Here is a 23,187-nt window from a genome sequence, read left to right as displayed (position 1 = left end):
AGATGGCACATCCTGTCCAGACACACGGCGAGCCAGATCTCAGGTCGGTCGGCCTGCGCGGCGTCGCCGCCGATTTCGCCTCGGACCAGCGCGCCTTCAAGACCGCCTCCTGGGGCAAGGCGATGATGTGGATATTTCTGCTCAGCGACACTTTCGTCTTCGGCTGTTTCCTGCTCGCCTATATGACCGCCCGCATGTCGACGCCCGTCGCCTGGCCCAATCCGAGCGAGGTCTTTGCGCTGCATATCGGCGGCCAGGACGTGCCGCTGATCCTGATCGCGATCATGACCTTCGTGCTGATCTCGAGCAGCGGCACGATGGCGATGGCGGTCAATTTCGGCTATCGCCGCGACCGCGGCAGGACCGCTGTCCTGATGCTGCTGACAGCACTTCTCGGGGCATGTTTCGTCGGCATGCAGGCTTTCGAATGGACGAAGCTGATCACCGAAGGCGTACGCCCCTGGGAAAACCCATGGGGGGCGGCACAATTCGGATCGACCTTCTTCATGATCACAGGCTTTCACGGCACCCACGTCACGATCGGCGTCATCTTCCTGCTGATCATCGCCCGCAAGGTCTGGCGCGGCGATTTCGACGTCGAGCGGCGCGGCTTTTTCACCAGCCGGAAAGGGCGCTACGAGGCCGTCGAGATCATGGGTCTCTACTGGCACTTCGTCGATCTGGTCTGGGTCTTCATCTTCGCTTTCTTCTATCTGTGGTGAGGTCGTCATGAGCGAGACAACGGCGCATGGGCAAAGCCAAACGGTGCATGTACAGGCACATAGCGGGCAGCAGCATCCGATCCGGCTCTATCTCTTCGTCTGGGGCCTGCTCTTTGTGCTCAGCGCCTTTTCCTACATGGTCGATTATCTCGGGATCCAGGGCTATCTCCGGTGGCTTCTGATCCTGGTGTTCATGATGCTGAAGGCCGGGCTGATCGTTGCGGTTTTCATGCACATGGCCTGGGAACGGCTGGCGCTCGTCTACGCCATCCTGCTGCCGCCGGTGCTGGTGCTGGTCTTCGTCGCGCTGATGGTATCGGAATCGCGGTATACGATCTTCACCCGGCTCGCCTTCTTCGGCGCGACGCCGTAGAACCGGTCATCGGGGCAGAGCTGCGACATCGGAGACGACTGCCGCGCGCTCAATCCGGACTGCTTCGAACTTTTATCAAAATGTGCCGACTCTCGACCGGAGGCGCCTATGGCTGAAATCTTGCTGTTCCATCACGCACAGGGGCTGACGCCTGGTGTGCGGGCCTTCGCCGACGATATCAGGGCTGCCGGCCACATCGTGCACACGCCTGATATGTTCGACGGACGCACGTTCGGAAGCATCGAGGAAGGTCTCGCCCATATCGGCGAGAACGGATTCGACGCCATCAGGGAGCGCGGCGTCCGGGTTGCCGACGAACTGCCTGCCGAACTTGTCTATGCCGGTTTCTCATTCGGTGTGCTGCCGGCGCAGAAGCTGGCGCAAAGGCGGCCAGGAGCCCGTGGAGCTCTGCTTTTCTATTCCTGCCTGCCGATCAGTGGCGAATGGGCCTTCGGACCCTGGCCGGATGGTGTCGCGGTGCAGATCCACGGTATGGACAACGACCCGATCTTCGTCGGCGAGGGCGACATCGATGCCGCCCGCGAGATCGTCGCGAAGGTCGCGGACGCGGAGCTTTTTCTCTACCCCGGCGACCAGCACTATTTCGCCGACAGCTCGCTTCCGTCCTATGACGCGGATGCGACCGCGCTTCTGACGGCGCGCGTGCTTGCATTCCTGCAACGCGTCTGATGCCGGCGTTCATGGCTAGCCCGGTGCGGCGGCCGCCAATTCAAAAGAATTTCTCCTGAAAACGCGTTCTAAAACACGATGGAGGTCGCTTCGCGCGAGGATGTCGGCAATGATGGCCGTCTATCCGTGACCCCGATCCCGCCAGGCCATGCTGTTCATTCCGCTTCCCTTCGTCGTCGCCCTCCTTCTGCTCATCCTCTTCGTCATCGTCCTCAGACGCGACGAGGAGGGGCAACCCAACCGGCCGTTTCTGGTGCTCATCCTGCTGAGCGCGCTGCAATCCATCCTCTCCGGCTTGCGTTGGGGCTATGGGATGCAGGTGGTCGGCGTGATCGCTCCCGTCATCGCGGCGACGGTGCCGCCGCTCGCCTATGCCGGCGTTTCCAGGCTGGTGAGGACGAGCTGGCGGCCGCTTGCGGGACGCCTCGGGCTGCATGCCGTGCCCGCCGTGCTCATCCTGCTGCTGGTGGTTTTCTGGCGGGAGGCGATCGACGTTGCGCTGGTGCTGATCTTCGTCGGCTACGCCCTGGCGATCCTGCTGCTGATGCGCCCGGGCGCAGATGCGCTTCGGCTCGCGCCTTTCGAGGGAGCGGTGCCGGCCTATCGGGCCATCATCTTCGCGGCGGCGGCGCTCTGCCTGTCGGCTGCGGTCGATACCTTCGTCTTCTTCGACTTCACCTGGGCGCATGGCGAGCACGCGCTGACCGTGATCAGCGTCGGCAATCTCGCCGCCCTCGTCATTCTCGGCACTGCGGCGGCCGCCGCCAGCCGAAGCCGGGCGCCTGCCGAAACGGCCGAGGCGGCGGCGAGGCCGGAGGCGAGCGAAGACAAGGAGACGATCGCTACCGTGGACGCGCTGATGGAAGCAAGGAAGCTCTATCGCGACGCCAATCTCAATCTCGACCGGCTCGCCCGCAAGGCCGGCATCCCCGCGCGCCAGATCTCGGCGGCGATCAACCGGGCGATGGACAAGAACGTCTCGCAATATGTCAATGATTACAGGATCGGCGAGGCCTGCCGCCTGCTTTCGGCCACCGAGAAATCGGTGACCGAAGTGATGCTCGACGTCGGCTTCCAGACAAAGTCCAATTTCAACCGCGAATTCCGCCGGGTGACGGATATGACGCCGCTGGCCTGGCGGCAGAAGAGGGCGGAGGGGTAGGGGGCACGACGGGGTTCGCGAGCCTCGACCTCACTCCGCCCTCATCCTGAGGTGCCCCGCAGGGGCCTCGAAGGACGGGGGCGGCCACCGGCGCTCTGACGTATCGGCATGCCACCCGCCCTCGTGGTTCGAGACGGCCCTGCGGGCCTCCTCACCATGAGGGCTAGTTGTTGTGCCCGGTGGCTAGGCTATCGACGGTAGGGCGCCTGCGTTCTCCGGTGACACAAGCCGCGCCGTCTCTCCGCCCTCATCCTGAGGCGCCCCGCAGGGGCCTCGAAGGACGAGGGCGGCCGCTGCCAGGTACACAATCGCGATCGAGGACGTCCCGGATCGTGTTCGAGGTCGCGATTTCTGCCGGGTCGGCGATGTTGGCCGGCATGAACACGACATCAGAACATGATCGAACCCTTGCCGCCCAACTGAGATCGCTTTCGATCGAGCCTGCGGCCTTCAAGACGGAGCTGCCGGAGCCTCGTGCCCGGCGGCGCATGATCCCTGGCGCAATACTTGTCCTTGCGGCGACGGCATCGCTGGCGGTGGTCGCTCTCTATGGACCTCAGACGCTGGAGCGTATCGAGGCCGCGATTGCGGGGAAGACGGGCGACCACCCTGCGATATCCGCTCATGAGGCGCCGGCCAGGGGCGGTGCGATTGTTGAGGGAGAGGATGGGGCGAAGAGTAGGGCCGCGCCGTCCCGTGAAGTTACCGGCTCCGGCTACGTCGTGGCGCCCGACACCGCCATTGTTTTTTCCAAATATGAGGGCCGGGTTGTCGCCGTCGAGGTCGAGGCGGGCGACAAGGTCGTGGCGGGGCAGCTGCTGGTGCGGCTCGACGATGCCGGCGCCCGGTTTGCGCTCCGCGGTGCGGAGATATCGGAGCGGGCGGCGGAGCTGGCGCTTGATGCGAGGAATATCGAGCTCGCGCAGGCGCGGTCATCGCTGACACGTACCGAGCGGCTGGCCGGGCGGGATGCGATGTCGGCGCAAGCCCTGGAGGAGGCGAAGACGGCTTTCGACGCGGCCGAGAATGCCGCCCTGCGGGCGCGGCAGGATGTCGCCAAGGCCAGGCTCGACATCGACAGGGCGCGCGAGCAGGTCGAGGCGCTGACCGTGCGAGCGCCGATTTCGGGCACCGTGACGCGGCTCGACGCGCATGTCGGCGACACCGTGCTGTCGCGCGAGGACAGCGTGCGGGAGAATGAAAGCCTGCTTGCGATTACCGATACGGCGAAGATGGTCATCGATGCGGATGTGGCCGAAGCCAATATCGCGCTGATGCGGCCGGGCCTCTCAGGCGAGGCGGTGCTCGACGGCTTTCCGGGGCAGCCCTTTGCAGTCGAGGTGGCGAAGATCGCGCCCGTCATTTCGCGGGAGAAGGGGACGGTGACGCTGCGCCTGTCGCTCACGTCGCCGCCTTCCGGCATGCGGCCTGCAATGGCGGCGCGCATTCGGCTTGTGGTGGGTGAGGGGAGCGCGGGCGCTCTTCACCCGCCCCCGTCCTTCGAGGCTCCGGCCGTTGGCCTACCCACCTCAGGATGATCCTTCGAGGCGATCCTGCGGATCGCACCTCAGGATGAGGGCGGCCTCTGCGATAGCAACAATCCATCACCAAGGAGCAAAGCAATGACCGACAGCCAAGACCCCTTCATCGCGCTCGCCGGCGTCGGAAAGGCGTTCAGGATCGGGACAGAGACGATCCCGATTTTCTCCGGACTCGACCTTTCCATTCCGCGCGGCGACTTCGTTGCTGTCATGGGGCCGTCCGGCTCGGGGAAATCAACGCTGCTCAATATGCTCGGCGGCATCGACAGCCCCGATGCCGGCGAGATCCGGATCGGGCGCAGCCATCTCGAACAGATGGGCGAAGGCGCAAGGGCGGCCTGGCGGGCGCACAGCATGGGCATCGTCTTCCAATTCTACAACCTGCTGCCGATGCTGAATGCGGCGGAGAATATCGAGCTGCCGCTGCTTCTGAAGCCGCTCGGGCGCAAGGAGCGGCGGGCCCGCGTCGATACCGTCATGGACCTCGTCGGGCTTGCCGGCCGGCAGCGGCAGTTTCCCTCCAGCATGTCGGGCGGGCAGCAGCAGCGTGTCGGCATTGCGCGCGCCATCGTCGGCGATCCCGATCTGCTTCTCTGCGACGAGCCGACCGGCGATCTCGATCGAAAATCGGCCAATGATATCCTTGAGATGCTGAGCTTTCTCAATCGCGAGCTTCAGAAGACCATCATCATGGTCACGCATGATCCCGAGGCCGCTTCCTTCGCCCGGCGCACGCTGCATCTCAACAAAGGCGAATTCGTCACCGAGGAAAGGCCGGGCCGATGACCTTCTTCGAGCTCATGCGGCGCAATGCCTGGCGCAAGCGGTTGCGCGCCATTTTGCTGATGTTTTCGGTCGGCGTCGCCTTTCTGATCTACGGGCTGACGGCGAGCTTCGTTGCCGGCAGCCAGGGCGCGGCCAGAGCCAGCGACAATCTGCTCGGCGTCTTCAACAAGTCGGGACGAGGCCTGCCCCTGCCGCTTGCCTATATCAATCGCATCGCGGCCGAACCCGATATCGCCGCCGTCGCCTATACCGCGCGCATGCGGGGCTTCGTCGAGGTCGAGAAGAATGTGGTTGTCGTCAGCGCCGTCGAGCCGCAGGCCATTGCGGCGGCCAACGGCGAAGAGCTCGGGCTGACGCCGGAGCTGACCGCGGCGCTCGAAGAGGGCGGCGACCGGGTGTTGGTCGGCAGGGCGCTGGCCGAGGCGCAGGACTGGTCGATCGGCCAGCGCATCGGCTTTACCGGCCAGCTGACCAGGACCGACGGCAGCCGGAACTGGAGCTTCACCATCGCCGGCATCTTCGAGGGCGCCGATGCCGGCACCGACACCTATTTCATGCTGGCTCGCTATGACGCGCTCAATGCCGCGCGTGCGCGCGACAAGGATACGGTCGACGCCTTCGTCGTGCGTCCGCGTCCGGGCGTGTCGCCAGGCATGCTGGCGGCGCGGATCGACGCTCTGTTCGCCAATTCGGCGGCGCAGACGCGGACGCAATCGGAAAAGCAATTCCTCGAGGCGTTTCTCAGGCAATTCGCCGATGTCGGCCTGATCGTCAGCCTTGTCGTCGGCGCGGCCTTCGTCACCATCCTGATGATCGCGATCAACACCATGCTGTTTGCCGTGCGCGAGCGTCGTTTCGAGATCGGCGTCATGAAGGTGCTCGGCTTTTCCAGTGGGCGGATCATGGCGCTTGTCGTCGGCGAGACGCTGTTCATCTTCGTTGTCGGCGGCGCAGGCGGGCTCGTCCTCGCCAAGCTCGCGACGCTTTCGATCGGGCCGGAATTCGGCCTCGTCTTCGGGGCGACCCTCCTCATCCAATCTTTCGCCATCATCGCGGGGCTCGGCCTGCTAACCGGGCTGCTGCCTGCGGTCAGCGCCATGCGCCTGCCGATCGTCAACGCCTTCAGAACGAGATAAGCCAATGTCATCAGCGCTCAAGCAGATCTTTCTCATGATCAGAGTCAATCTCGGCAGTTTGCCCCGGCGGCTCGCGATCTCGCTGTCGATGGTGCTGTCGGTCGCCCTCGTCGTGGCGGTGCTGTCGGGCTTTCTGGCGATGGCGCGCGGCTTCGAGGCCGCGCTTGCCGGCGCCGGCTCGCCTGATATCGCCCTCGTTCTCGGCGGCGGCACCAACCAGGAGACCGGGTCGGAGGTGCCGGCCGAAGCAATCCGCAGCCTTGCCGCCATGGGCGGCGATAGCGGGATTGCCCGCAACCCTGGGATTGCCGGCAACCCTGGGATTGCCCGCGACGGCGCAGGCGCGCCGGCTTTGTCGCGCGAGACCGTCGTCCCCGTCGATGTCAGGCAAGACGACGGCGCCCAGCAGACGCTGTCGCTGAGGGGCATGGACGTGACCGGCCCTGCCTTGCGCGACCGCGCACGGCTTTCGCAAGGACGGCTGTTTTCGCCGGGTGCGCGCGAGATCGTCGTCGGCGCCCGCATCGCGGACTCCTTTCCCGGCCTTGCGGTCGGTGACACGATCCGGCTCGGCGCGCTCGACTGGAAGATCGTCGGGCATTTCACGTCAGGCGGCAGCGCCTTTGAATCCGAGATTTGGGCGGATCTGGAGCCGGTGCAGTCGGCTTTCGACCGGCAGGGACAGGTGCAGAGCCTACGGGTGCGGCTCGATGGCGCAGGCGATCCCGCAACAGCACTGGCGGCGTTGCGCGATCGCCTGTCGGCCTTGCCCGGCACGCCGCTTACCGCCGTCTCGGAGACCGATTTCTATGCCGGCCAGGCCGAGCGGACAGAGAGCCTCATCCGCCTGTTCGGCTGGCCGATCGCCCTGCTGATGGCGATCGGAGCGACGGCGGGGGCCTTGAACACGATGATGAGTTCGGTCTCCGACCGCAGCGTCGAGATCGCTACGCTGCGCCTCCTCGGCTTTGCCCGCCTGCCGGTTTTCACCGCGAGCTGGGTGGAGGCGGTACTGCTCTCGCTGGCGGGCGCCGGCCTCGGCGTCCTCGCCTCCAGGCTGGCTTTCGACGGTTGGCAGGCAAGCACGATGGGCGCCAACCATACCAAGATGGCTTTCCAGCTCAACGTCAGCGGCGAGGTGATCCTCACCGCCGGCCTGCTGGGCCTTGCGATCGGCATCCTCGGCGGCGCTCTGCCGGCGATCGCCGCCACACGGCTGCCGCTGAGTTCGGCATTGCGGGCGAGGGGGTAGAAGACGCCGACACAGCAACCGAATCACCTTCATCCCGGCTGGGCTTGCCTAATTGACTCAAGCGGTATGTCATCCGCTCAGCTGCGATTTACTCGCCTCGAATCTATTGTTTTTCCGGCTTAAGTTGTGGCTTTGCGAAGCCTGCGCGGTTGCCCGTGGAATAAGGTCCGCGAATTTGCCCGCTGCCGCATTGACAACATCTTCTCGCCTTCTTGCCGTGGCCGGTTGCCCCCGCCGCATGCGGTCGATCGATCCCGGTCGAGCTCTGCGGCGACATAGCGATCCGATGAACAGGGCAACATGGCGATATGACAATCTACTATGTGAACTCAGCGACTGGCTCCGACCGCAACAGCGGAACGGGCCAGAACTCGGCTTTTGCGACTTTGTCCAAAGTGGAATCCTTGACGCTGAAACCGGGCGATAGCGTGCTGCTCGCCAAGGGAAGCGTCTTCAACGAGCAATTCGATATCAAATATTCCGGCACCGAGAGCGCGCCGATCAAGATCGGCAGTTACGGCACGGGTGCCGCACCCGTCATCCATAGCGGCGACGACGGCATTCACAGCCGCTATGCATCGAACATCGTCATCGAGAATCTCAAAATATCGAATAGCGGCGGTGCTGCCATCTATGGTGGCAGTGTCGCGAACTGGACAGTTCGGGATGTCGAAATCGACAAGGCGGGAATGTCGAGCGACTCAGGTTCCGTGAAGTTTCGCAACAGCAAGAACATCACGATCGAAGACAGCAAGATCTCGGGCGTGAAAAGCGACGGCATCTGGATCGAAAAGGTCGAGGGCGTCAAGCTTCTCAATAATACGGTGACGAACAGCCACGGCGCCACGGCAGATGCCATTCAGGTGAACGACAGCAGCGACATTCTGATCCGAGGTAACCATCTCGACCAGACGCATGCCGAGAGCCCCAAGGGCGTCATCGTGCTCATCAGGCCGGTGAACGCGGTGGTCGAGGACAACTCGCTGAGTGGCGGCGGCTTCGGCATCAGTGCGCAAGCGGGCAAGAACGTCGCCATCCGCGATAACGATATATCGGGCTTTCACGGCTACGACTGGTCCTTTGCCATCGGTCTGGGCGATCAGGGCAATACGCGAGACTACGATATCGCGGGCAACCACATCCATGATGGTGCATGGGGCGTGGTCGTCACCGCCCCCGCCGGCGACCCCGACTATGTCCGCGCAAACATCAAAATCCATGACAATGTCTTCGACGATTTCACGCAGTCTGCGCTGAAAGTCGACCGACCGGCATCCGGCTCATTCTACAACAATACCATCGAAAGCGGCGTCGACGCCTACAGCATATCACCCGCTATCGTCGATGCGCACAGCTTCACCGTTAGCAATAACCACACGGTCGCGAATGTCGAGACGGTGCTTGCGGCCTCGGATACCAGGGTTGCGGCGGCGACGGACGCGGCCGTGGATCCGGCGGTCGTCGCGGTTCATGACAACTTGAAGATCTTTACCGATACGGGCGAGGCCCATCGCGGCAATCTTCTGGAAAACGACAGCTCCGACAACGGGACCTTGCTCCTTCGCCGCTTCGGCGGCGAAGCCGTCGGCGAACACGGCCTTACGCTGACAGGCGAGTACGGGGTCATGCACGTGGATAGAGAAGGCAATTATGCCTATACTCTCGACGAAACGAAGCTCCCCGGCCATGATGGACATGTGAGCGAAACCTTCGGTTACGGGGTCAATGATGGGACCTCGCAGCATAACGACGGGGATACGTTGACCGTCTTCATCCATATGGATGGCTTGCTCAGCTGAGTGCGCGGGCATTCGGCACGATTCTTCCCGGCCTCACCCTCAGGCGCCCTGCAACGGCCTTGAAGGGTGAGGTCTGCCATTCTTTCATGATTTAGGTCGACAATGGCGCTAATCCACTCGTCCCGTCCTTCGAGGCTTTCGCCTTGCTGGCTAGCCTTGAGCGCGCGTCGTAACGTCCAGTACCTCGCGTAATGCTACCGTTTATTCACCTTTCGGTCGTTGTTCTCTAGATTATTTTCGTATGAGTTGTATCCTCTAGAGCGCAGCCACGGCTAGACGCTTCTCGGGAGCAAAGGCGGCCCCATGGGCCTACGGCTGCTGCAACGGCAATCGAACGCCATCTTGATTGGCGCACAGCGCTCCGAGCGCATCCGATCCACTCGTCGTAGCCAACCAGACGGCGCGCGATAATCCGAGAACAAGGCGATATGGCAATCTACTATGTGAACCCAGCAATAGGCTCCAACAGCAACACCGGAACGAGCGAGGACGCCCCTTTTGCATCCTTCTGGGCGGTGGAAAACCTGAAGCTGCAGCCCGGCGACAGCGTGCTTCTCGCAGCCGGTAGCGTGTTCAACGACCAGCTCGATCTGAAATATTCCGGCACAGTCAACGCCCCGATCACCATCGGCAGCTACGGAGTCGGCGACGCTCCCGTCATTCATAGTCCCGGCGATGGCATTCACAGCCTTTATGCCTCGAACATCGTCATCGAGAACATCAAGATCTCGGACACCGGTGGGGCGGCCATTTATGGCGGTTATGTTTCGAATTGGACGATCAACAATGTCGAGGTTGACCACACCGGCTTGGCAGGCAAAGCCGGTTCCATCACCATCCGAACCGGCTCGAACATCACCATCGAGAACAGCACGATCAACGACGTCAACGGCGACGGCATCTGGATCGAGAAGATCAACGGCGTCACTCTCCTCAACAATACTGTCACCAACGCCCACGGCACCGCGGCGGATGCCGTGCAACTAAACGACAGCAAAAACATCGTCATCAGCGGCAATTATTTTGATCAGACGGGCGCGGTGACGCCAAAGGGTGTGCTGACGTTGATACGGCCCGTGGATGCGGTGATCGAGGGAAATACGATTGTCGGCGGCGGCTTCGGGATCAGCGCGCAGGCCGGCACGAATATTGCCATCCATGATAATGATATTTCCGGCTACGGCGGCTACAGCTGGTCTTACGCCATCGGCCTTGGCGATTCAGGCGATACCCGCAACTACGATATCTCCGGCAATTATATCCATGACGGCGTGTGGGGCGTGTCGGTCAGCGCAGCCGGCACGACGACCTATGTCCGTGAGGGGATCGATATTTACGGCAATCTTTTCGATGACCTGACGCAGGCAGCGCTGAAGGTCGACCGACCGGCATCCGGATCCTTCCACGACAATTTCATTGCGAGCGACGTCACGCCTTACAGCATCTCCCCCTCGATCATTGCCGCAGGCACCTTCCCCGTCAGCGACAACACGACCATCGAAGAAGGTGGCGTCACGCTTGCAAGCGCCGACAGTCTGGTCGCTACGGATGCCAGCATCAGCCTGGTGTCGGACAACGGGCTCACATCCCATGACGGCCTGAAACTTAGCCTCGACAAAACCGCATCAGACAAGGCTGGCGCCCATCACGACACTCCTGTCGGTGAAAACGGCGTGTCGGATGGGACCTTGCTGCTTCGTCATTTCGGCGCGGCTGCCTTGGAAAAGCACGGGTCGACTCTTGGCAATGGCGATCACGGCCTGACGATCGAAGCTGCCGATCTCGCCGGCCCGGAAAACGACAACGGAATTTCCCACCATGAGACCGCACCTCAGCCGTTGCATCATCCACCAGCGGACGGGCCGATCGTCTCCATCCTGCAAGACAGCATGCTGCATTGAGGGTCGCCGGGCGCATCGCCGCTACGACTAGAACAGGATGATTTTAGGCCCGGTCGGCCTAAAATCTGAATCCTGTTCTAAATTAAAGAGTTAGAGCATGATGTCGTCCGAAAACCGCTCACACTTTTCGGCATCATGCTCTAGATGCCGTAGCGGCAGGCACTCAGCGGTCGCCGAGCAGGGCTCGCTGGACGTCGGCTTCGATTTCCGCGCAAATGATCTCGTATTCAGTGATGATCGCAGGATCGGCCGATCCATCCTTGCGCATGCGGTCGAGCACGGAGCAGGCTTCGCCATAGGCGCCGCACAATTCGTAGAGATGGGACTGGCTCGATGCGGCGGCTCTGATCGTCGCCCGCGTGGCCGGCAATCTCATCATCAGCCGGGCCAGCCCCTGTTCGGCGGCATGCCTGGCGATCGGGGCGACGCCTTCCCTTCTGATCATGCCATCATCCCTCGCTGCCTGAGGTTCTGCGGTCGAGAGCTTGTACGCAGAAATCCTGCGTCTGGTTCATGCCTGATGCAGGAAAGGTTCTCGCTCCTGTCGGCTCAGGACGAAAGGCCGATCGTAATCGTCGCGGAGAGCACGCCGCCGTCGAGCTTTTCGAAATCGAATATGTGATCGACGGCGTCCTGCGGGATGAGTCCGTCCTCGTCGTTGCGCGTATCGCGGGGAGGGCGTTGGCGATAGTCGGGATGCCCGCCATAGACGATGTCGCTCAGCGCATCGTCGAAATAGATCTGACTGACGAGAAGTTCCCTGCCTTCGACGATGATGCGGCAGTGAACATGCGGCGTGCGGCCCCTGTACCATCCGGGATAGACCGTCAGAAAGCTTGCCTGCCCGGCCGCATCCGTCAACTGGCGGCCGCGAAAGGCAAGCCCGCTGATCGCCTCGGCGTCGTCGAGCGTGCACATGTCAGCTGCTTCCCGGCCGGAATAGATGCCACGGTGATCGGTATGCCAGATTTCGATATCGGCGTTTTCGACCGGTCGGCAATCGGCTGCATGGACGATGCGGACGGCCAGGCGCAGGGGCAGCCCAGCCTTTCCTTCGGTGACGTCCTGACGTGCCGGGATATCGTTGACATGGCAGGGGCCAAGGGTCTGGGCGACAGTCGCGACGCAATTCGGGCGCATCCGGAAGAGCGGCGCGGGCAGCTTTTCCAAGGCGACGGACCGTGTGCCGCCGCTGAGGAAATCAGTGCCCTCCCAGTCGAATGTCCCGGCGGCCACGACGATATGTCGCTGCGGCCAGAATGCCGCCGCAGCGACCGATGATGCGACAATGGTCGCACCGCCAAGCATAAGCGTCCGCCTCTTCATCTGTCCTCCTTTGCCGCAGAAGAGCGTGTAAAGCGAATGGACCGGGATTTCGAGTTAAATCCCGGCAATGATCGACGGCAGCGAGACGATCCTCACGCCTCAGATGGCGACCTGTTCGCCGAGCTCGACGACGCGATTTGACGGCAGGTTGAAATAATCGGACGGGTCGATCGCAAAACCTTCCAGCGCCATGAAGATACGTTCCTGCCAGCCGGGCAACCCCGTATTCGGCGTCCTGACGAGATTGCGGCGGCCGAGATAGAAGGAGGTCTTCATGATCTCGAACTTGAAGCCGCCCTCCCGGCAGAGAGCCAAGGCCCTGGTGACATCCGGATCGTCCATGAAGCCGAAGGTGATGTCTAGGCGGACGAAACGCGGCGACAGCTGGCTGATCTTGATGCGTCTGCTGTCGGGGACGTAAGGTTCGTCCTCGGTCCAGACGGTCAGGATGACGTTCTGTTCGTGGAGCACATGATTGTGCTTGAGATTGTGGAGCAGAACGTTCGGCGTCCGGTCGGGGACGCTGGTCAGAAAGACCGCCGTTCCCGGCACGGTGACCGGCGAATGCTCCGATTTCCGCTCGATCGATTTGATGAAGGAATCGAGCGGGATCTCACTGTTGGCCCGCAGTCTCTTCAGGTAGGCCTGCCCGCGGGTCCATGTCCACATCAAGATCATGATCGCCAGCGCCAGTGCGACCGGAACCCAGCCGCCATCATGAATCTTCAACAGGTTGGCGGCCAGGAACATGACCTCGATGATGAAAAGAGGCAGCAGCAGGACAACAGCGAGCACAAGGGAGTAGCCCCAGACGGCCCGCAGGAACTGGAAGGCCAGCATCGTCGAGATGACCATGGTACCAGTCACCGAGATGCCGTAGGCGGTCGCCAGTGACTCCGAATCGCCGAAGGAAAAGATCAGCATCAACACGCCGATCAGCAGGAGAAGGTTGACGCTCGGCACATAGATTTGGCCGGTGTTGGTCTCTGATGTGAATTTGATGCGCAGCCTTGGCAGGAAGCCGAGATGAACCGCCGAACGGGCCAGCGAAAACGCGCCTGTTATGACGGCCTGACTGGCGATGATCGTTGCCATCGTCGCTAGAATGACCACCGGCAGCAAGATCCAGTCGGGATACATCAGGAAGAACGGGTTTGACGCCGTCTCGGGATGGGAGAGAACGAGTGCGCCTTGACCGAGATAGTTGAGGAGCAAGGCCGGAAAGACGAGCACGAACCATGCCATCTGGATCGGGCGCCGCCCGAAATGCCCAAGATCGGCATAGAGCGCCTCGGCACCTGTCACCGTCAGAAAGACGGCGCCAAGTACGATAAGGCCGACAGTGCCGGCATGGGCAAGGAACAAGAGCGCATTAATCGGATTGAGCGCAGCCAGGATCCTCCAGTCGTCGCCGATATGGATGAGGCCGCCAACTGCCATGGCTAAAAACCACAAGACGGTAACCGGCCCGAAAAACATCGAGACAGCAGCCGTCCCCCTCGACTGGGCGGCGAAGAGGACGATCATGATCGCCGCCGACGCGAGCGGGACATAGTCGGCAAAGGCCGGCGTGACCAGTTTCAGGCCTTCCAGCGCCGACATGACCGAAAGGGCAGGCGTGATCATGGCATCGCCGATGAAAAGGGCCGCCCCGATCAGCCCGGCGAAGAACAGCACCGGCACGTTTCGTCCCATCTTCTTCATCAGAAGGGCGAGAAGCGAGAGCGTGCCGCCTTCGCCGTCATTGTCGGCCCTGAGAAGGAACAGCACATATTTGAAGGTCACGATGACGGTCAGGGTCCAGACCATCAGCGAAATCAGACCGATCACCTCCGGCTCGTGTATGCCATCGGCGGCAAAGGGTCTCAGCGCTTCGCGGAAGGCATAGAGCGGGCTGGTGCCGATATCGCCGTAGACGACGCCGATTGCGCCGATAACCAACCCGACAAAGCCGCTGCGGCTGCCGGCGTCACCAGTCTTGTCTGCATGTGTTGAAGTCATGGTTCCCCGCTCATGGCGCTTGCTTACAAGCAGAAACATATGCCGCATTGGAGAACGGCAAGTAAATTGGCGTCGATGCAAACTTTTCGTGACGGCCAGGCGCCCAATGCGGGCTGGTATCACGACCCGGAACACGGTCAGGATGAACCGATTTCGATCCGGGAAATTTTGTTATAGGCATTCGAAATCAGTTTCCGGGCCGGGGGGCGAGGCAGATGGAACCAACCCGATCGAGGCGGTTGCAGGGGTCGCCGGGAACTCATCCGGCTCCATCGCGCCGGCGAGATCGATGACGAGACGTTGCACGAGCTGGAGCGGCTCGATCTTGAGGAGCTGAGTGCGATCTCCGCCAAGGCCTGATCTCACAAGCCTCAAAGACGACGACGTATTGCTGTCTGCGCAGAAAGTATTATCTGCGTCATTGGAACTATAATTCGTGCGGGCCATGACGGTGCTACGAGACGTTATCCAATGCGGCTTGTCGACGATGGCCGATTCTGCGGCGGAATTCAGCTTTTCTCTGCGATAGGCCGAACGTTCCGAGGTGACCTTTCCGCGACAGTATTGCCCTTGAATGCTGCGGAGATTGTCAGCGTAAATTAGAAAAATTCCCCGTCAGATTGTTTCTAATTGCCGCCATGATTCGAATATACGTTCCCGGCCGCGATTTTTTCTTCGCCACATTTCTGATGTTCCAAATTATCCAAACAATGGTGAGAAACAATGAAAATTATTCTCGTCATAGCCCTCACGCTTTTTGCCGTTCCCTGTGAGGCCGACATGCTTGGTACGGCTTCCAAATATGACCGCATGCATGAACGCTCCATCTCCTTCCTCGGCGTTAATCCGCGCAGAATATCCTGGTGCGGCGCGTTCCTGGCCTTTGTCGCCAAACGATCCTCGCGGCAGCCGCCTGATAATCCCAACATGGCGCGGTCCTGGATGAAGTTCGGCAAGCCGGTCGTCGCCCGCTCGGCCAGGCGCGGCGACGTGGTGGTGATCCGAAGCGGCAGGCGTTTCCACGTCAGCCTGTTCGACCATTTCGACCAGCGGCGTCAGTACGTCTACCTCTTCGGCGGCAACCAATCCAACCGGGTGCAGCTGTCGCGTTATCGCGCAAGCTCCGTCGTCGCCGTCCGACGATGATGGCGAGCGTGGCCGCCCTCGTCCTTCGAGGGCCTCAGGATGAGGTCGGAGAGAGGGCGTCGCTTGGCTCGCCGCATGGCAGCATGGCCCAACGAGCAGTCCTATCCTGAGGTGTGACCGGCAGGATCGTTCACACTCTTGTAGGCGGCGATGATGCTCTCCGCTGCCAGTTCCGCCTGATCTGATGTCGTCTGGTAATTGCTGACGGAGAGGCGCAGGACGTCGCGGCCGCGCCATTTGGCGCCGCCGGCGAAAAGGATGCCGTCCGCCTGGATCTTTTCGATCGCCTTTCGCGTCAGCGCGTTACTTTCGTCGTCCGGGCGATCGGCTGCGAAACGGACGACGATCTGGTTGAGCGCCACCTCGTTCAGAATGGCGATGCCGGGTTCGCGCGCGAGCCGGTCGGCCATCAGGCGGGCCGAGGTGCAGCATTGGTCGATGAGGGCCTCGATGCCGTTGCGGCCGAAATGTTTCAGCATCGCCCAGGTGGCGAAACCGCGTGCCCGTCGCGAAAGCTCCGGCACGTAATGGGAGGGGTCACGCTCGCCTTCGCCGGCGAGCGGCAGGTAACTTGCGGCGATCGTCATAGCGCGGCGATGGGCGAGTTCGTCGCGGACGATCGCATAGCCGCAATCATAGGGCGTCTGCAGCCACTTATGGCCGTCGGTCGCCCAGCTGTCGGCTGCTTCGATGCCGCGGCTGAGATGGCTCACTTTCGCCGATGCCTGCGCCCACAGGCCGAAGGCGCCGTCGACATGCACCCATGCGCCTTTCGCCTTCAGCGGTGGGATGAGCCTGTCAAAATCGTCGAAAGCGCCGGTATTGATCTGGCCGGCCTGAAGAACGGCGATCAAGGGGCCGGCGACCGCGTCAAGCGCGCCGGGAAGTGCTGCCGAGTCGATCCGGCCCATCGCGTCGGTGGGCAGGCGCAGCACACGGTCATGCCCGAGACCGAGGAACTGAAGCGCGGAGAAGACGGTTGTATGGGCATCGTCGCCGATCAACACGGTGATCTCAGGCGCGCCGAACAGGCCGTCAGCATCGGCATCCCAGCCGACCTTTCGCAGCACCTCGCCGCGGGCGGCGGCAAGGCAGGTGAAATTTGCCACCGTGGCGCCGGTCACGAAGCCGACCGAGCTTTCAGCCGGCAGTTTCAGGAGATCGAGAAGCCATCGCGCCGCTATGGCTTCAACGGCAGCCGCTGCCGGAGCGGCGAAATGGTTTCCGGCGTTCTGGCCCCAGGCGCTGGTGAGAAAATCGGCTGCGACGCCGACCGGATGAGAGCCGCCGATGACCCAGCCGAAAAAGCGCGGGCCGGTGGTTGCATGCAGCCCGGGTTCGGCGCCGTCGGAGAGCTGCCGGATGACATCGAGCATATCGGAGCCGGCCGCCGAAAGCGGCTCGTCGAAGACGGCAAGGCAGGCGGCGTAGTCGTTGCTTGGCACATGGCGGGCAAAGGCCGTTTCCCGAAACCCGGCGGCAAGCCGGGCGGCCTCCTGAAACAGAGTTGCGATTGCCGACATCGGATCCCCCCGCGCCAACGGCTCCGGCCCCTGACAGAACCTCCTCAAAGCAAGCTGTTGACGCAGGCAGTCTAGCCGATATTGCCGACGCTGTCTTGCCGCTCCTGTGAACGGGGCGGCCACGACGCTCCGCGGGCATGGCTTCGCGAGGCATTCAGCCGGACATCAGGAAACGGGTGGCGGCCTAAGACCTTGGATCTTTAGTTATCGGCGGTTTGCAAAGCGAGGAGATACCCGATGAAAGGTGCCAGCGATCGAAACACGGCCATGCAACTTTTGGAACGGATGTTCCAGGTGGAGTTGGATTTTCTCAATTCCGACAAGACGGATGCTGAGGCGCTCGCGCGGGCGTTTCATCCCGATGTGGTCGTCCATGAACCCGCATCGCTGCCCTATTCCGGTGACTGGAGGGGATTGACGGGCATCGCGTCTCTGTTGAGGGTAATGAGCGAGGTCTGGAGCGATGTCGCGGTCGAGGATCTGGCCGCGGCCCAATCCGGAGACCTCGTCTTCATGACATGCAGGTTGAGGCTCACTTCTCGGGCAAGGGGTGCCTTCATCGTGCAACCCTTCGCCGAAGTTCTGCGCTTTAGGGAGGGATTGCTGCTTGACGGCACGCCCTTCTATTTCGACACGGCCGAGATCTTGAGGGCGATCGGATAGGCGCAGGGTCTTTTGTTTCCTGCGCGGCCATCGTCGCTACAGCATATCTCCGAGGCTCCAGTGATTGTTCCAGCGGGCGTCGATTTCGTCATCGACGTTCTGGAAGCGGATGTCGGTGGAGAGACGCAGACGGCCGGCGCGATCCTGGTTGGTCGTGGCAGCGTGGATCATGTAGGGCGAGTGCAGGACCACGTCACCGGTTTCGTAATCGGCGGCGAGCCAGCGGGCGTTGAAACGTTCGGCCATACCGGGGAGATCCTTCGAGACCCAGCCGCCTTCGGCCATATGGCTGTTATAGGCGCTGATCCGCTCCTCCGGCGAGAGGTCGCCGCTGCGGAGCCGGAATTCGGCCTCCATCCCCCGCCCGATGGCGTGCGAGCCTTCGAGATAGACGAGGCCGCCCATTTCGATGGGGACGTCGCCGATCGGAATCCAGGCCGTCACCAGCCGGTTGGTGCCGCCGCGGAGATAGACGAGATCGTAATGGGCCGGGGTGGCCGTCGCCGTGCCTGGCTTGGTATAGCGCAGCAGCTTGCGCTTATGGAGATAGGAAATGCCTTGGAGAAAGGCGTCCATGAAGCGCACGAGCGGCGGCTGGGCGCAGAAACCTTCATAGGCGGCCGAGCGGACGATCGACATCAGCCGCCGGTCGGCCAGGGCCCAGTCGACGCCTTCGGCGGCGGCGATGCCGAGAGCAAAATCATGGCCTGTTACCAACAGCCCGGTTTCGGCAAGGCGGGAGAAGACCCAGCGGCGAAAATCGATCACTTCGGGGCGCGGCAGAAGGCCCTTCAGCCAAACATAACCGTCCTCCTCGTAGCGGCGGCGGATGGCTTCGATGCCGATGGCCGGGTCGGTCGGCTGAAGCAGGCCAAGCCTTTCGGCCGGGATCGTCCGGCCATGGGCGGCAAGGGAAAGGTCGGTTTTTCGCGGCTCGACATTTGCAGCAATTGACATTTCGTCCGTCCGTCGCTTGGTCTATTGTAGCTCAAAATAGCCGACGACAAGGCCGGAATACATGGAGGAAAGTCATCGCTGGACTTTTCGCTCAACATGAGAGCGGCTGAGGCCATCTATCGGTCACCGCTCGACGCGGCTGGCGGGCTTGCCGTCACCGGGAGCGGCAAACAGCATGCGCGCCATGCCGTGAAGAGGAGGAAGCTCCCGAGTTTTGCGGTCGTGCTGGTGGAGCGTGGGCAGGGCTTTCTGGAAACCGCCGGCGTGCGCCGGCATATCGAGGGACCAGCGCTCTTCTGGCTCTTTCCCAATCGCCTCCATTCATATGGGCCGGATGAGGGCGGCTGGGATGAGCGATGGGCGCTGTTCGGCGGCTCGTTCACGCGGGATTTCGTAAGTCTGCGCCTGATCGCCGAGCAGCACCCCGTTGTAGCGCTGCGCCATGTCGAGGAGGTGGCGCGGCTCTTCGCATCTCTGCACGCCGATCTCATCAACGACACCCCTCTAGGCCAGGCCTCAGCGGCATCGGCGCTGCATAACATCGTGATCTCGGCCGCAAGGGAGGCGAGCGCTGCGGCGAGCGGGCGCCAGGTTGATGCCGGCGACATCGTCGAGACCTTGCGGGGGCGGGCGCTACAGCCGCTCGACCTCGCTGCTTTCGCTGTCGAGCACGGGATGTCGCCGGCCACGCTGCGGCGCAGATTCGTGACTGAAACGGGTTTGCCGCCTAAGGCATTTCAGCTCCGTGTCCGCATGGACCGTGCCAAACAATTGCTAGCCACCAGCGATGAAAAGATTGAATCCATCGCCGCCAGGATCGGCATCGACGATCCGTTTTATTTCTCGCGCCTCTTTCACGAGCGTGAAAGCTGCAGCCCAAGCCAATTTCGAGCGCGGTACCGGAGAATGTGAGGGGCGCGGGCGATAGCCGTTATATGAGGATCTTTCATCTTAGCCGCGACGCGCACGATGAAATCGATCATTACGTGAGGTAATTTTTAATATTGTTAGCGTTTTCGTGCCGTGATTTCTAATCACTCCGGGTAACTTTAAAATTCATTGCCTTTTTTGTAAGTATCCATCAAAGATGTGGAAATATCATTCGCAGTTCTGTCAATGTCGTTCTGCCAACAGCGAGGGATATGCGCTGAAATATTTTGTTCTCTACGCGCTCGTGTGCTCGGCGGTTGGGGTAGTCCTTCTCGTCGTCATCCATCAGATCGCACCGTTCGACGCGGACGGGCCAAGCCATTCCATCGCCGACCGAATGATCGATGACACCGCGACCGGGACGGTCGGCAGTGCGCCGATCCGGCCAGATGACCTAGTTGTAGGGTCGACTCCCGCGCCTGCGCCCTATGAACCGCCCGTCCGGCAATCTGATCAATGGGACCTCCGGCCAACGAATTCGCCGGCGGGGGAGCCATTCGATTCATCGGTCGCACGAAAGGGCGGTCGGGTGGGAACGCCGATGCAGTGACCGGCGGAGTACCGCAGGCGCAACGCCTGCTGGACCCAATACGCATCAGCCGGAAAATAGGGCCGATACGCGTTTGTCACTGTTTTGGCGTCCTTTGCATCTTCCAAGACGCCGCGCCACTGCGCGGAAACAATCCCCCTTGTCGGCACCGACCTCGATTGCATTATCCCGAACTGTCAGTATTGACAGTATCGCGTTGATTGCAGGAGGTTTCGATGGATGCGAGTTGTGTGACGATCAGGCTTATCCAGGCAGACGAGGTGGAGTCTTTCCGGCGGGTCCGTCTGGAGGCGCTGCGCGCCGAACCGTCCCTCTTTGCCAGCCGCTACGAAGACTGGGAGGCTCTTTCCATCGAGGAGTGGCGCAATCGACTGAGCGACCCGGTTTTTGTCGCGTTTCGGAACGGCGAACCGGTCGGCATTATGGGCCTGCTTCGGCAGCGGCCGAGCAAGATGATCCATCGCGCCACCATCATCATGGTCTATGTCCGCGCAGAGCTGCGTGGAACGGGTCTTGCCGGGACGCTGCTGGAGACGATCTCGGATCACGCGCGTGATATCGGCGTCCGGCAGCTGGAACTGTTCGTCAGCGCGGAGAACCCGGCGGCAATTCGGTTCTACCAACGTCAGGGTTTCTCCGAGATCGGCAGGATTCCCGGCGGGGTGCTGGAGGAGGGCAGGGAGATCGACGACGTGATGATGGCGCGCCGTTTCGTCGATTAGACATTACGCGGATTTTCTTCGCGTAGAGGTTTGTCTCACCTCTTGACCTCAACCGCGGTTGGGGTCGCAGGATGCGGGCATGAGCGGGAGCTGTGCCATGACGAAAATTCTGAGAGACGAGGATCTGGTCGGCGGCGCTTTGATGTCCATCGCCATCGACGCGCTCGAGGCCGCCTTTCTCGCGAGAGCCGGCAATCGCTTGATCTCCCCGCCTCGGCATCATGTTTCGTTTCCCGATCGAGGCGATCTCGTTTTCACGGTTGGTGGCCTCATGGGTGAGAAGCCGGTCGCGGGTTTTCGCGTCTACGACACATTCAACGGGGCGGAGCATACGCAGATCGTCGCCGTGTGGTCGGCCGATGACGCCCGGCTCGAGGGCGTCATTCTCGGCGAGCACCTCGGCGGCCTCAGGACCGGCGCCATCGGCGGGCTCGCCATCCGGCATCTCAGCGCAGCTGATGCCAGGATTGTCGGGATCATCGGCAGTGGGGCGCAGGCGCGAACCCAGCTTGCCGCGGCGGCCGCCGTTCGCAACCTCGACCGCGCCCGCGTCTATAGCCGCGACGAGATAAATCGCGCAGCCTTCGCAAGCGAGATGCAGCACGCCCTGGGGCTTGCTGTGGAGCCGGTCGACAGCGTCTCGAAAGCCGTCGATGACGCCGACATCGTCATCTGCGCGACCACGAGCCAAACGCCTGTCGTCCACTCCCGCGATTTGAAGCCCGGCGTGCATGTCACCACCGTCGGCCCGAAAACGCTTCAAGGATACGAACTCGGGTTGGATGTCGCCGATGCCGCAGCCGTGATCGCAACGGACTCTCCCGAACAGGCACGTGCCTATGCTTCGCCGTTTTTCCTCACCGGCTCCGGCAACGATGATCGCATCGCCGATCTTGCCGACATCATTGCCGGGAAAGCGCCCGGACGGCGATCGTCCGAGGACATAACGCTGTTCTGTTCGGTGGGCCTGGCCGGAACGGAGGTCGTCGTCGCCTCGGCGATACTCCGATCACCCGCCCTCGTCCTTCGGGACACCTCAGGATGATCCTTCGAGGCCCCTTCGGGGCACCTCAGGATGCGGGTTGATCGTGGTGCGTGCAGTGTTTGTTCGCCTGTCTCACGTCAGGCCCAGGACGTTCCGCATATTGTATTCGCCGGGCGCGCGCCCTGTGATCCAGCGGGCGGCGGCAAGCGCGCCGCGGGCGAACATGCCGCGATCGAGAGCCGAATGCGAAAGCGTGAGAACCTCCTCGGCGGCGGCAAACAGCACCTTGTGTTCTCCGACGAGCCCGCCGGCGCGCAGCACGGCGAAGCCGATCTCGTCGGGTGGTCGCTCGCCGGTCATGCCGTCGCGCCCGCGCCGCTCGACCGATGCGAGGGAAACGCCGCGTCCTTCGGCTGCCGCTTCGCCGAGCATCAGCGCCGTGCCGGACGGCGCGTCGATCTTCTGGTTGTGATGCGCTTCCAGGATTTCGATATCCCAACCTTGGGCAGGGAGGGCGCGCGCGGCCTGGGTGACGAGGCTGACCAGCATGTTGACGCCGATCGAGAAATTGCCGGAGCGCAGGATCGGAATGGTGCGCGCCGCCTCGGCGATCCGCTCGAGCTCGTCCGGCTCGAAACCTGTGGCGCCGATCACAAGAGCTGGTCCGCCCGCCGAGGCGCATAAGCCGGCAAGTTCGGCGGCAGCAGCTCCCGTCGTGAAATCCAGGATCACGTCGGCGGCCGCGATCGCGGCCGAACGATCGATCAACTCGGCGCCCGCCGCGGCGTCACGGCCGATGCCGCCGACGAAGGCAAAATCCGGATCGGCCGCCAGCAGCGGTAAGATGGTTCGACCCATGCGGCCGTTCGCGCCGGCGACGGCTACTTTGATTGGTGTGGTCACGTTCTTCCTGCTGCGTTATTTGCGATGGAGAAGCTGTTGCATCCGGCGTCCTCGCCGGAAAGGGTCTTGCAGCTACCGCACTTCCGCTCCGAGCGCCAAGCAGAGATTTTATGTGGTCG

Annotated in this window: 21 protein-coding genes; 15 read left to right on the top strand and 6 right to left on the bottom strand. The window is 62.2% G+C overall.

The window, feature by feature from the left end; translation table 11 throughout:
* Positions 1-2: 2 nt before the first annotated feature.
* The 10 genes from CO671_RS07500 to CO671_RS07455 all read left to right on the top strand — a co-directional run bounded on the left by CO671_RS07500 (position 3) and on the right by CO671_RS07455 (position 11,362).
* Positions 3-722 carry a heme-copper oxidase subunit III family protein gene (locus tag CO671_RS07500; protein WP_039620573.1) on the top strand — a complete coding sequence of 240 codons (720 nt, stop codon included), beginning with the start codon at positions 3-5 and terminating at the stop codon, positions 720-722.
* 7 nt (positions 723-729) lie between these two features.
* On the top strand, positions 730-1,095 hold the full coding sequence (locus tag CO671_RS07495; protein ID WP_097605398.1) for a cytochrome C oxidase subunit IV family protein: 366 nt from the start codon (positions 730-732) through the stop codon (positions 1,093-1,095).
* A 108-nt stretch (positions 1,096-1,203) separates the two neighbouring features.
* Positions 1,204-1,785, top strand: a complete 582-nt coding sequence (locus CO671_RS07490; RefSeq protein ID WP_097605397.1) for a dienelactone hydrolase family protein — start codon at positions 1,204-1,206, stop codon at positions 1,783-1,785.
* A 148-nt stretch (positions 1,786-1,933) separates the two neighbouring features.
* Positions 1,934-2,947 carry an AraC family transcriptional regulator gene (locus CO671_RS07485; RefSeq protein ID WP_097605396.1) on the top strand — a complete coding sequence of 338 codons (1,014 nt, stop codon included), beginning with the start codon at positions 1,934-1,936 and terminating at the stop codon, positions 2,945-2,947.
* A gap of 332 nt (positions 2,948-3,279) precedes the next feature.
* Positions 3,280-4,485: an efflux RND transporter periplasmic adaptor subunit gene (locus tag CO671_RS07480; protein WP_141514365.1), complete on the top strand. Its 1,206-nt coding sequence runs from the start codon at positions 3,280-3,282 to the stop codon at positions 4,483-4,485.
* Between the two features lie 84 nt (positions 4,486-4,569).
* Positions 4,570-5,274: an ABC transporter ATP-binding protein gene (locus CO671_RS07475; protein ID WP_097605395.1), complete on the top strand. Its 705-nt coding sequence runs from the start codon at positions 4,570-4,572 to the stop codon at positions 5,272-5,274.
* Complete coding sequence (locus tag CO671_RS07470; protein WP_097605394.1) at positions 5,271-6,410, top strand: FtsX-like permease family protein; 1,140 nt, start codon at positions 5,271-5,273, stop codon at positions 6,408-6,410. The genes CO671_RS07475 and CO671_RS07470 overlap by 4 nt, the downstream gene beginning before the upstream one ends.
* Before the next feature lie 4 nt (positions 6,411-6,414).
* On the top strand, positions 6,415-7,662 hold the full coding sequence (locus tag CO671_RS07465; RefSeq protein WP_097605393.1) for an ABC transporter permease: 1,248 nt from the start codon (positions 6,415-6,417) through the stop codon (positions 7,660-7,662).
* Between the two features lie 308 nt (positions 7,663-7,970).
* Positions 7,971-9,461, top strand: coding sequence for a right-handed parallel beta-helix repeat-containing protein (locus CO671_RS07460; RefSeq protein WP_097605392.1), 1,491 nt, complete (start codon positions 7,971-7,973; stop codon positions 9,459-9,461).
* A gap of 428 nt (positions 9,462-9,889) precedes the next feature.
* Positions 9,890-11,362 (top strand): right-handed parallel beta-helix repeat-containing protein, encoded by a 1,473-nt coding sequence (locus tag CO671_RS07455; RefSeq protein WP_097605391.1) that lies wholly within the window; start codon positions 9,890-9,892, stop codon positions 11,360-11,362.
* Between the two features lie 163 nt (positions 11,363-11,525).
* On the opposite strand, the gene CO671_RS07450 is transcribed toward CO671_RS07455, so the two are convergent.
* The 3 genes from CO671_RS07450 to CO671_RS07440 all read right to left on the bottom strand — a co-directional run bounded on the left by CO671_RS07450 (position 11,526) and on the right by CO671_RS07440 (position 14,689).
* Positions 11,526-11,807, bottom strand: a complete 282-nt coding sequence (locus CO671_RS07450) for a hypothetical protein (protein WP_010033622.1) — start codon at positions 11,805-11,807, stop codon at positions 11,526-11,528.
* 104 nt (positions 11,808-11,911) lie between these two features.
* Positions 11,912-12,688 (bottom strand): protocatechuate 3,4-dioxygenase, encoded by a 777-nt coding sequence (locus tag CO671_RS07445; protein ID WP_097605390.1) that lies wholly within the window; start codon positions 12,686-12,688, stop codon positions 11,912-11,914.
* A 99-nt stretch (positions 12,689-12,787) separates the two neighbouring features.
* Positions 12,788-14,689, bottom strand: coding sequence for a potassium transporter Kup (locus CO671_RS07440; RefSeq protein WP_097605446.1), 1,902 nt, complete (start codon positions 14,687-14,689; stop codon positions 12,788-12,790).
* Between the two features lie 723 nt (positions 14,690-15,412).
* On the opposite strand from CO671_RS07440, the gene CO671_RS07430 reads away from it, so the two are divergent.
* Entirely contained in the window at positions 15,413-15,835 is a 423-nt protein-coding gene (locus CO671_RS07430; RefSeq protein WP_097605388.1) for a TIGR02594 family protein, read from the top strand.
* A gap of 101 nt (positions 15,836-15,936) precedes the next feature.
* On the opposite strand, the gene CO671_RS07425 is transcribed toward CO671_RS07430, so the two are convergent.
* Positions 15,937-17,358, bottom strand: coding sequence for a pyridoxal-dependent decarboxylase (locus tag CO671_RS07425; protein WP_097605387.1), 1,422 nt, complete (start codon positions 17,356-17,358; stop codon positions 15,937-15,939).
* A gap of 237 nt (positions 17,359-17,595) precedes the next feature.
* Between CO671_RS07425 and CO671_RS07420 the strand changes: the two genes are divergently transcribed.
* Positions 17,596-18,021: a nuclear transport factor 2 family protein gene (locus tag CO671_RS07420; RefSeq protein WP_097605386.1), complete on the top strand. Its 426-nt coding sequence runs from the start codon at positions 17,596-17,598 to the stop codon at positions 18,019-18,021.
* Positions 18,022-18,057: 36 nt separating this feature from the next.
* Here CO671_RS07420 and CO671_RS07415 read toward each other — a convergent pair whose 3' ends face one another.
* Entirely contained in the window at positions 18,058-18,978 is a 921-nt protein-coding gene (locus tag CO671_RS07415; RefSeq protein WP_097605385.1) for a phytanoyl-CoA dioxygenase family protein, read from the bottom strand.
* A 96-nt stretch (positions 18,979-19,074) separates the two neighbouring features.
* Between CO671_RS07415 and CO671_RS07410 the strand changes: the two genes are divergently transcribed.
* The 3 genes from CO671_RS07410 to CO671_RS07395 all read left to right on the top strand — a co-directional run bounded on the left by CO671_RS07410 (position 19,075) and on the right by CO671_RS07395 (position 22,225).
* Positions 19,075-19,890, top strand: a complete 816-nt coding sequence (locus CO671_RS07410) for an AraC family transcriptional regulator (RefSeq protein WP_097605384.1) — start codon at positions 19,075-19,077, stop codon at positions 19,888-19,890.
* 783 nt (positions 19,891-20,673) lie between these two features.
* Positions 20,674-21,180 (top strand): GNAT family N-acetyltransferase, encoded by a 507-nt coding sequence (locus CO671_RS07400; protein WP_010031958.1) that lies wholly within the window; start codon positions 20,674-20,676, stop codon positions 21,178-21,180.
* Between the two features lie 97 nt (positions 21,181-21,277).
* Positions 21,278-22,225 carry an ornithine cyclodeaminase family protein gene (locus CO671_RS07395; RefSeq protein ID WP_097605383.1) on the top strand — a complete coding sequence of 316 codons (948 nt, stop codon included), beginning with the start codon at positions 21,278-21,280 and terminating at the stop codon, positions 22,223-22,225.
* Positions 22,226-22,297: 72 nt separating this feature from the next.
* Here the strand turns inward: CO671_RS07395 and dapB are convergent, their stop codons facing one another.
* Positions 22,298-23,068 carry a 4-hydroxy-tetrahydrodipicolinate reductase gene (gene dapB / locus CO671_RS07390; protein WP_010029540.1) on the bottom strand — a complete coding sequence of 257 codons (771 nt, stop codon included), beginning with the start codon at positions 23,066-23,068 and terminating at the stop codon, positions 22,298-22,300.
* Positions 23,069-23,187: the final 119 nt, after the last annotated feature.

This window comes from Rhizobium sp. M10 (assembly GCF_002531955.1).
Lineage (GTDB): Bacteria > Pseudomonadota > Alphaproteobacteria > Rhizobiales > Rhizobiaceae > Rhizobium > Rhizobium etli_C.
Note: the sequence above shows the minus strand (reverse complement) of the source record. Positions and strands in the feature narration are given on the sequence as shown.

Coding starts and splice junctions, on each gene's coding strand:
- CO671_RS07500 (WP_039620573.1), top strand. CDS start 3: ATGGCACATCCTGTCCAGACACACGGCGAGCCAGATCTCAGGTCGGTC.
- CO671_RS07495 (WP_097605398.1), top strand. CDS start 730: ATGAGCGAGACAACGGCGCATGGGCAAAGCCAAACGGTGCATGTACAG.
- CO671_RS07490 (WP_097605397.1), top strand. CDS start 1,204: ATGGCTGAAATCTTGCTGTTCCATCACGCACAGGGGCTGACGCCTGGT.
- CO671_RS07485 (WP_097605396.1), top strand. CDS start 1,934: ATGCTGTTCATTCCGCTTCCCTTCGTCGTCGCCCTCCTTCTGCTCATC.
- CO671_RS07475 (WP_097605395.1), top strand. CDS start 4,570: ATGACCGACAGCCAAGACCCCTTCATCGCGCTCGCCGGCGTCGGAAAG.
- CO671_RS07470 (WP_097605394.1), top strand. CDS start 5,271: ATGACCTTCTTCGAGCTCATGCGGCGCAATGCCTGGCGCAAGCGGTTG.
- CO671_RS07465 (WP_097605393.1), top strand. CDS start 6,415: ATGTCATCAGCGCTCAAGCAGATCTTTCTCATGATCAGAGTCAATCTC.
- CO671_RS07460 (WP_097605392.1), top strand. CDS start 7,971: ATGACAATCTACTATGTGAACTCAGCGACTGGCTCCGACCGCAACAGC.
- CO671_RS07455 (WP_097605391.1), top strand. CDS start 9,890: ATGGCAATCTACTATGTGAACCCAGCAATAGGCTCCAACAGCAACACC.
- CO671_RS07450 (WP_010033622.1), bottom strand. CDS start 11,807: ATGATCAGAAGGGAAGGCGTCGCCCCGATCGCCAGGCATGCCGCCGAA.
- CO671_RS07445 (WP_097605390.1), bottom strand. CDS start 12,688: ATGAAGAGGCGGACGCTTATGCTTGGCGGTGCGACCATTGTCGCATCA.
- CO671_RS07440 (WP_097605446.1), bottom strand. CDS start 14,689: ATGACTTCAACACATGCAGACAAGACTGGTGACGCCGGCAGCCGCAGC.
- CO671_RS07430 (WP_097605388.1), top strand. CDS start 15,413: ATGAAAATTATTCTCGTCATAGCCCTCACGCTTTTTGCCGTTCCCTGT.
- CO671_RS07425 (WP_097605387.1), bottom strand. CDS start 17,358: ATGTCGGCAATCGCAACTCTGTTTCAGGAGGCCGCCCGGCTTGCCGCC.
- CO671_RS07420 (WP_097605386.1), top strand. CDS start 17,596: ATGAAAGGTGCCAGCGATCGAAACACGGCCATGCAACTTTTGGAACGG.
- CO671_RS07415 (WP_097605385.1), bottom strand. CDS start 18,978: ATGTCAATTGCTGCAAATGTCGAGCCGCGAAAAACCGACCTTTCCCTT.
- CO671_RS07410 (WP_097605384.1), top strand. CDS start 19,075: ATGAGAGCGGCTGAGGCCATCTATCGGTCACCGCTCGACGCGGCTGGC.
- CO671_RS07400 (WP_010031958.1), top strand. CDS start 20,674: ATGGATGCGAGTTGTGTGACGATCAGGCTTATCCAGGCAGACGAGGTG.
- CO671_RS07395 (WP_097605383.1), top strand. CDS start 21,278: ATGACGAAAATTCTGAGAGACGAGGATCTGGTCGGCGGCGCTTTGATG.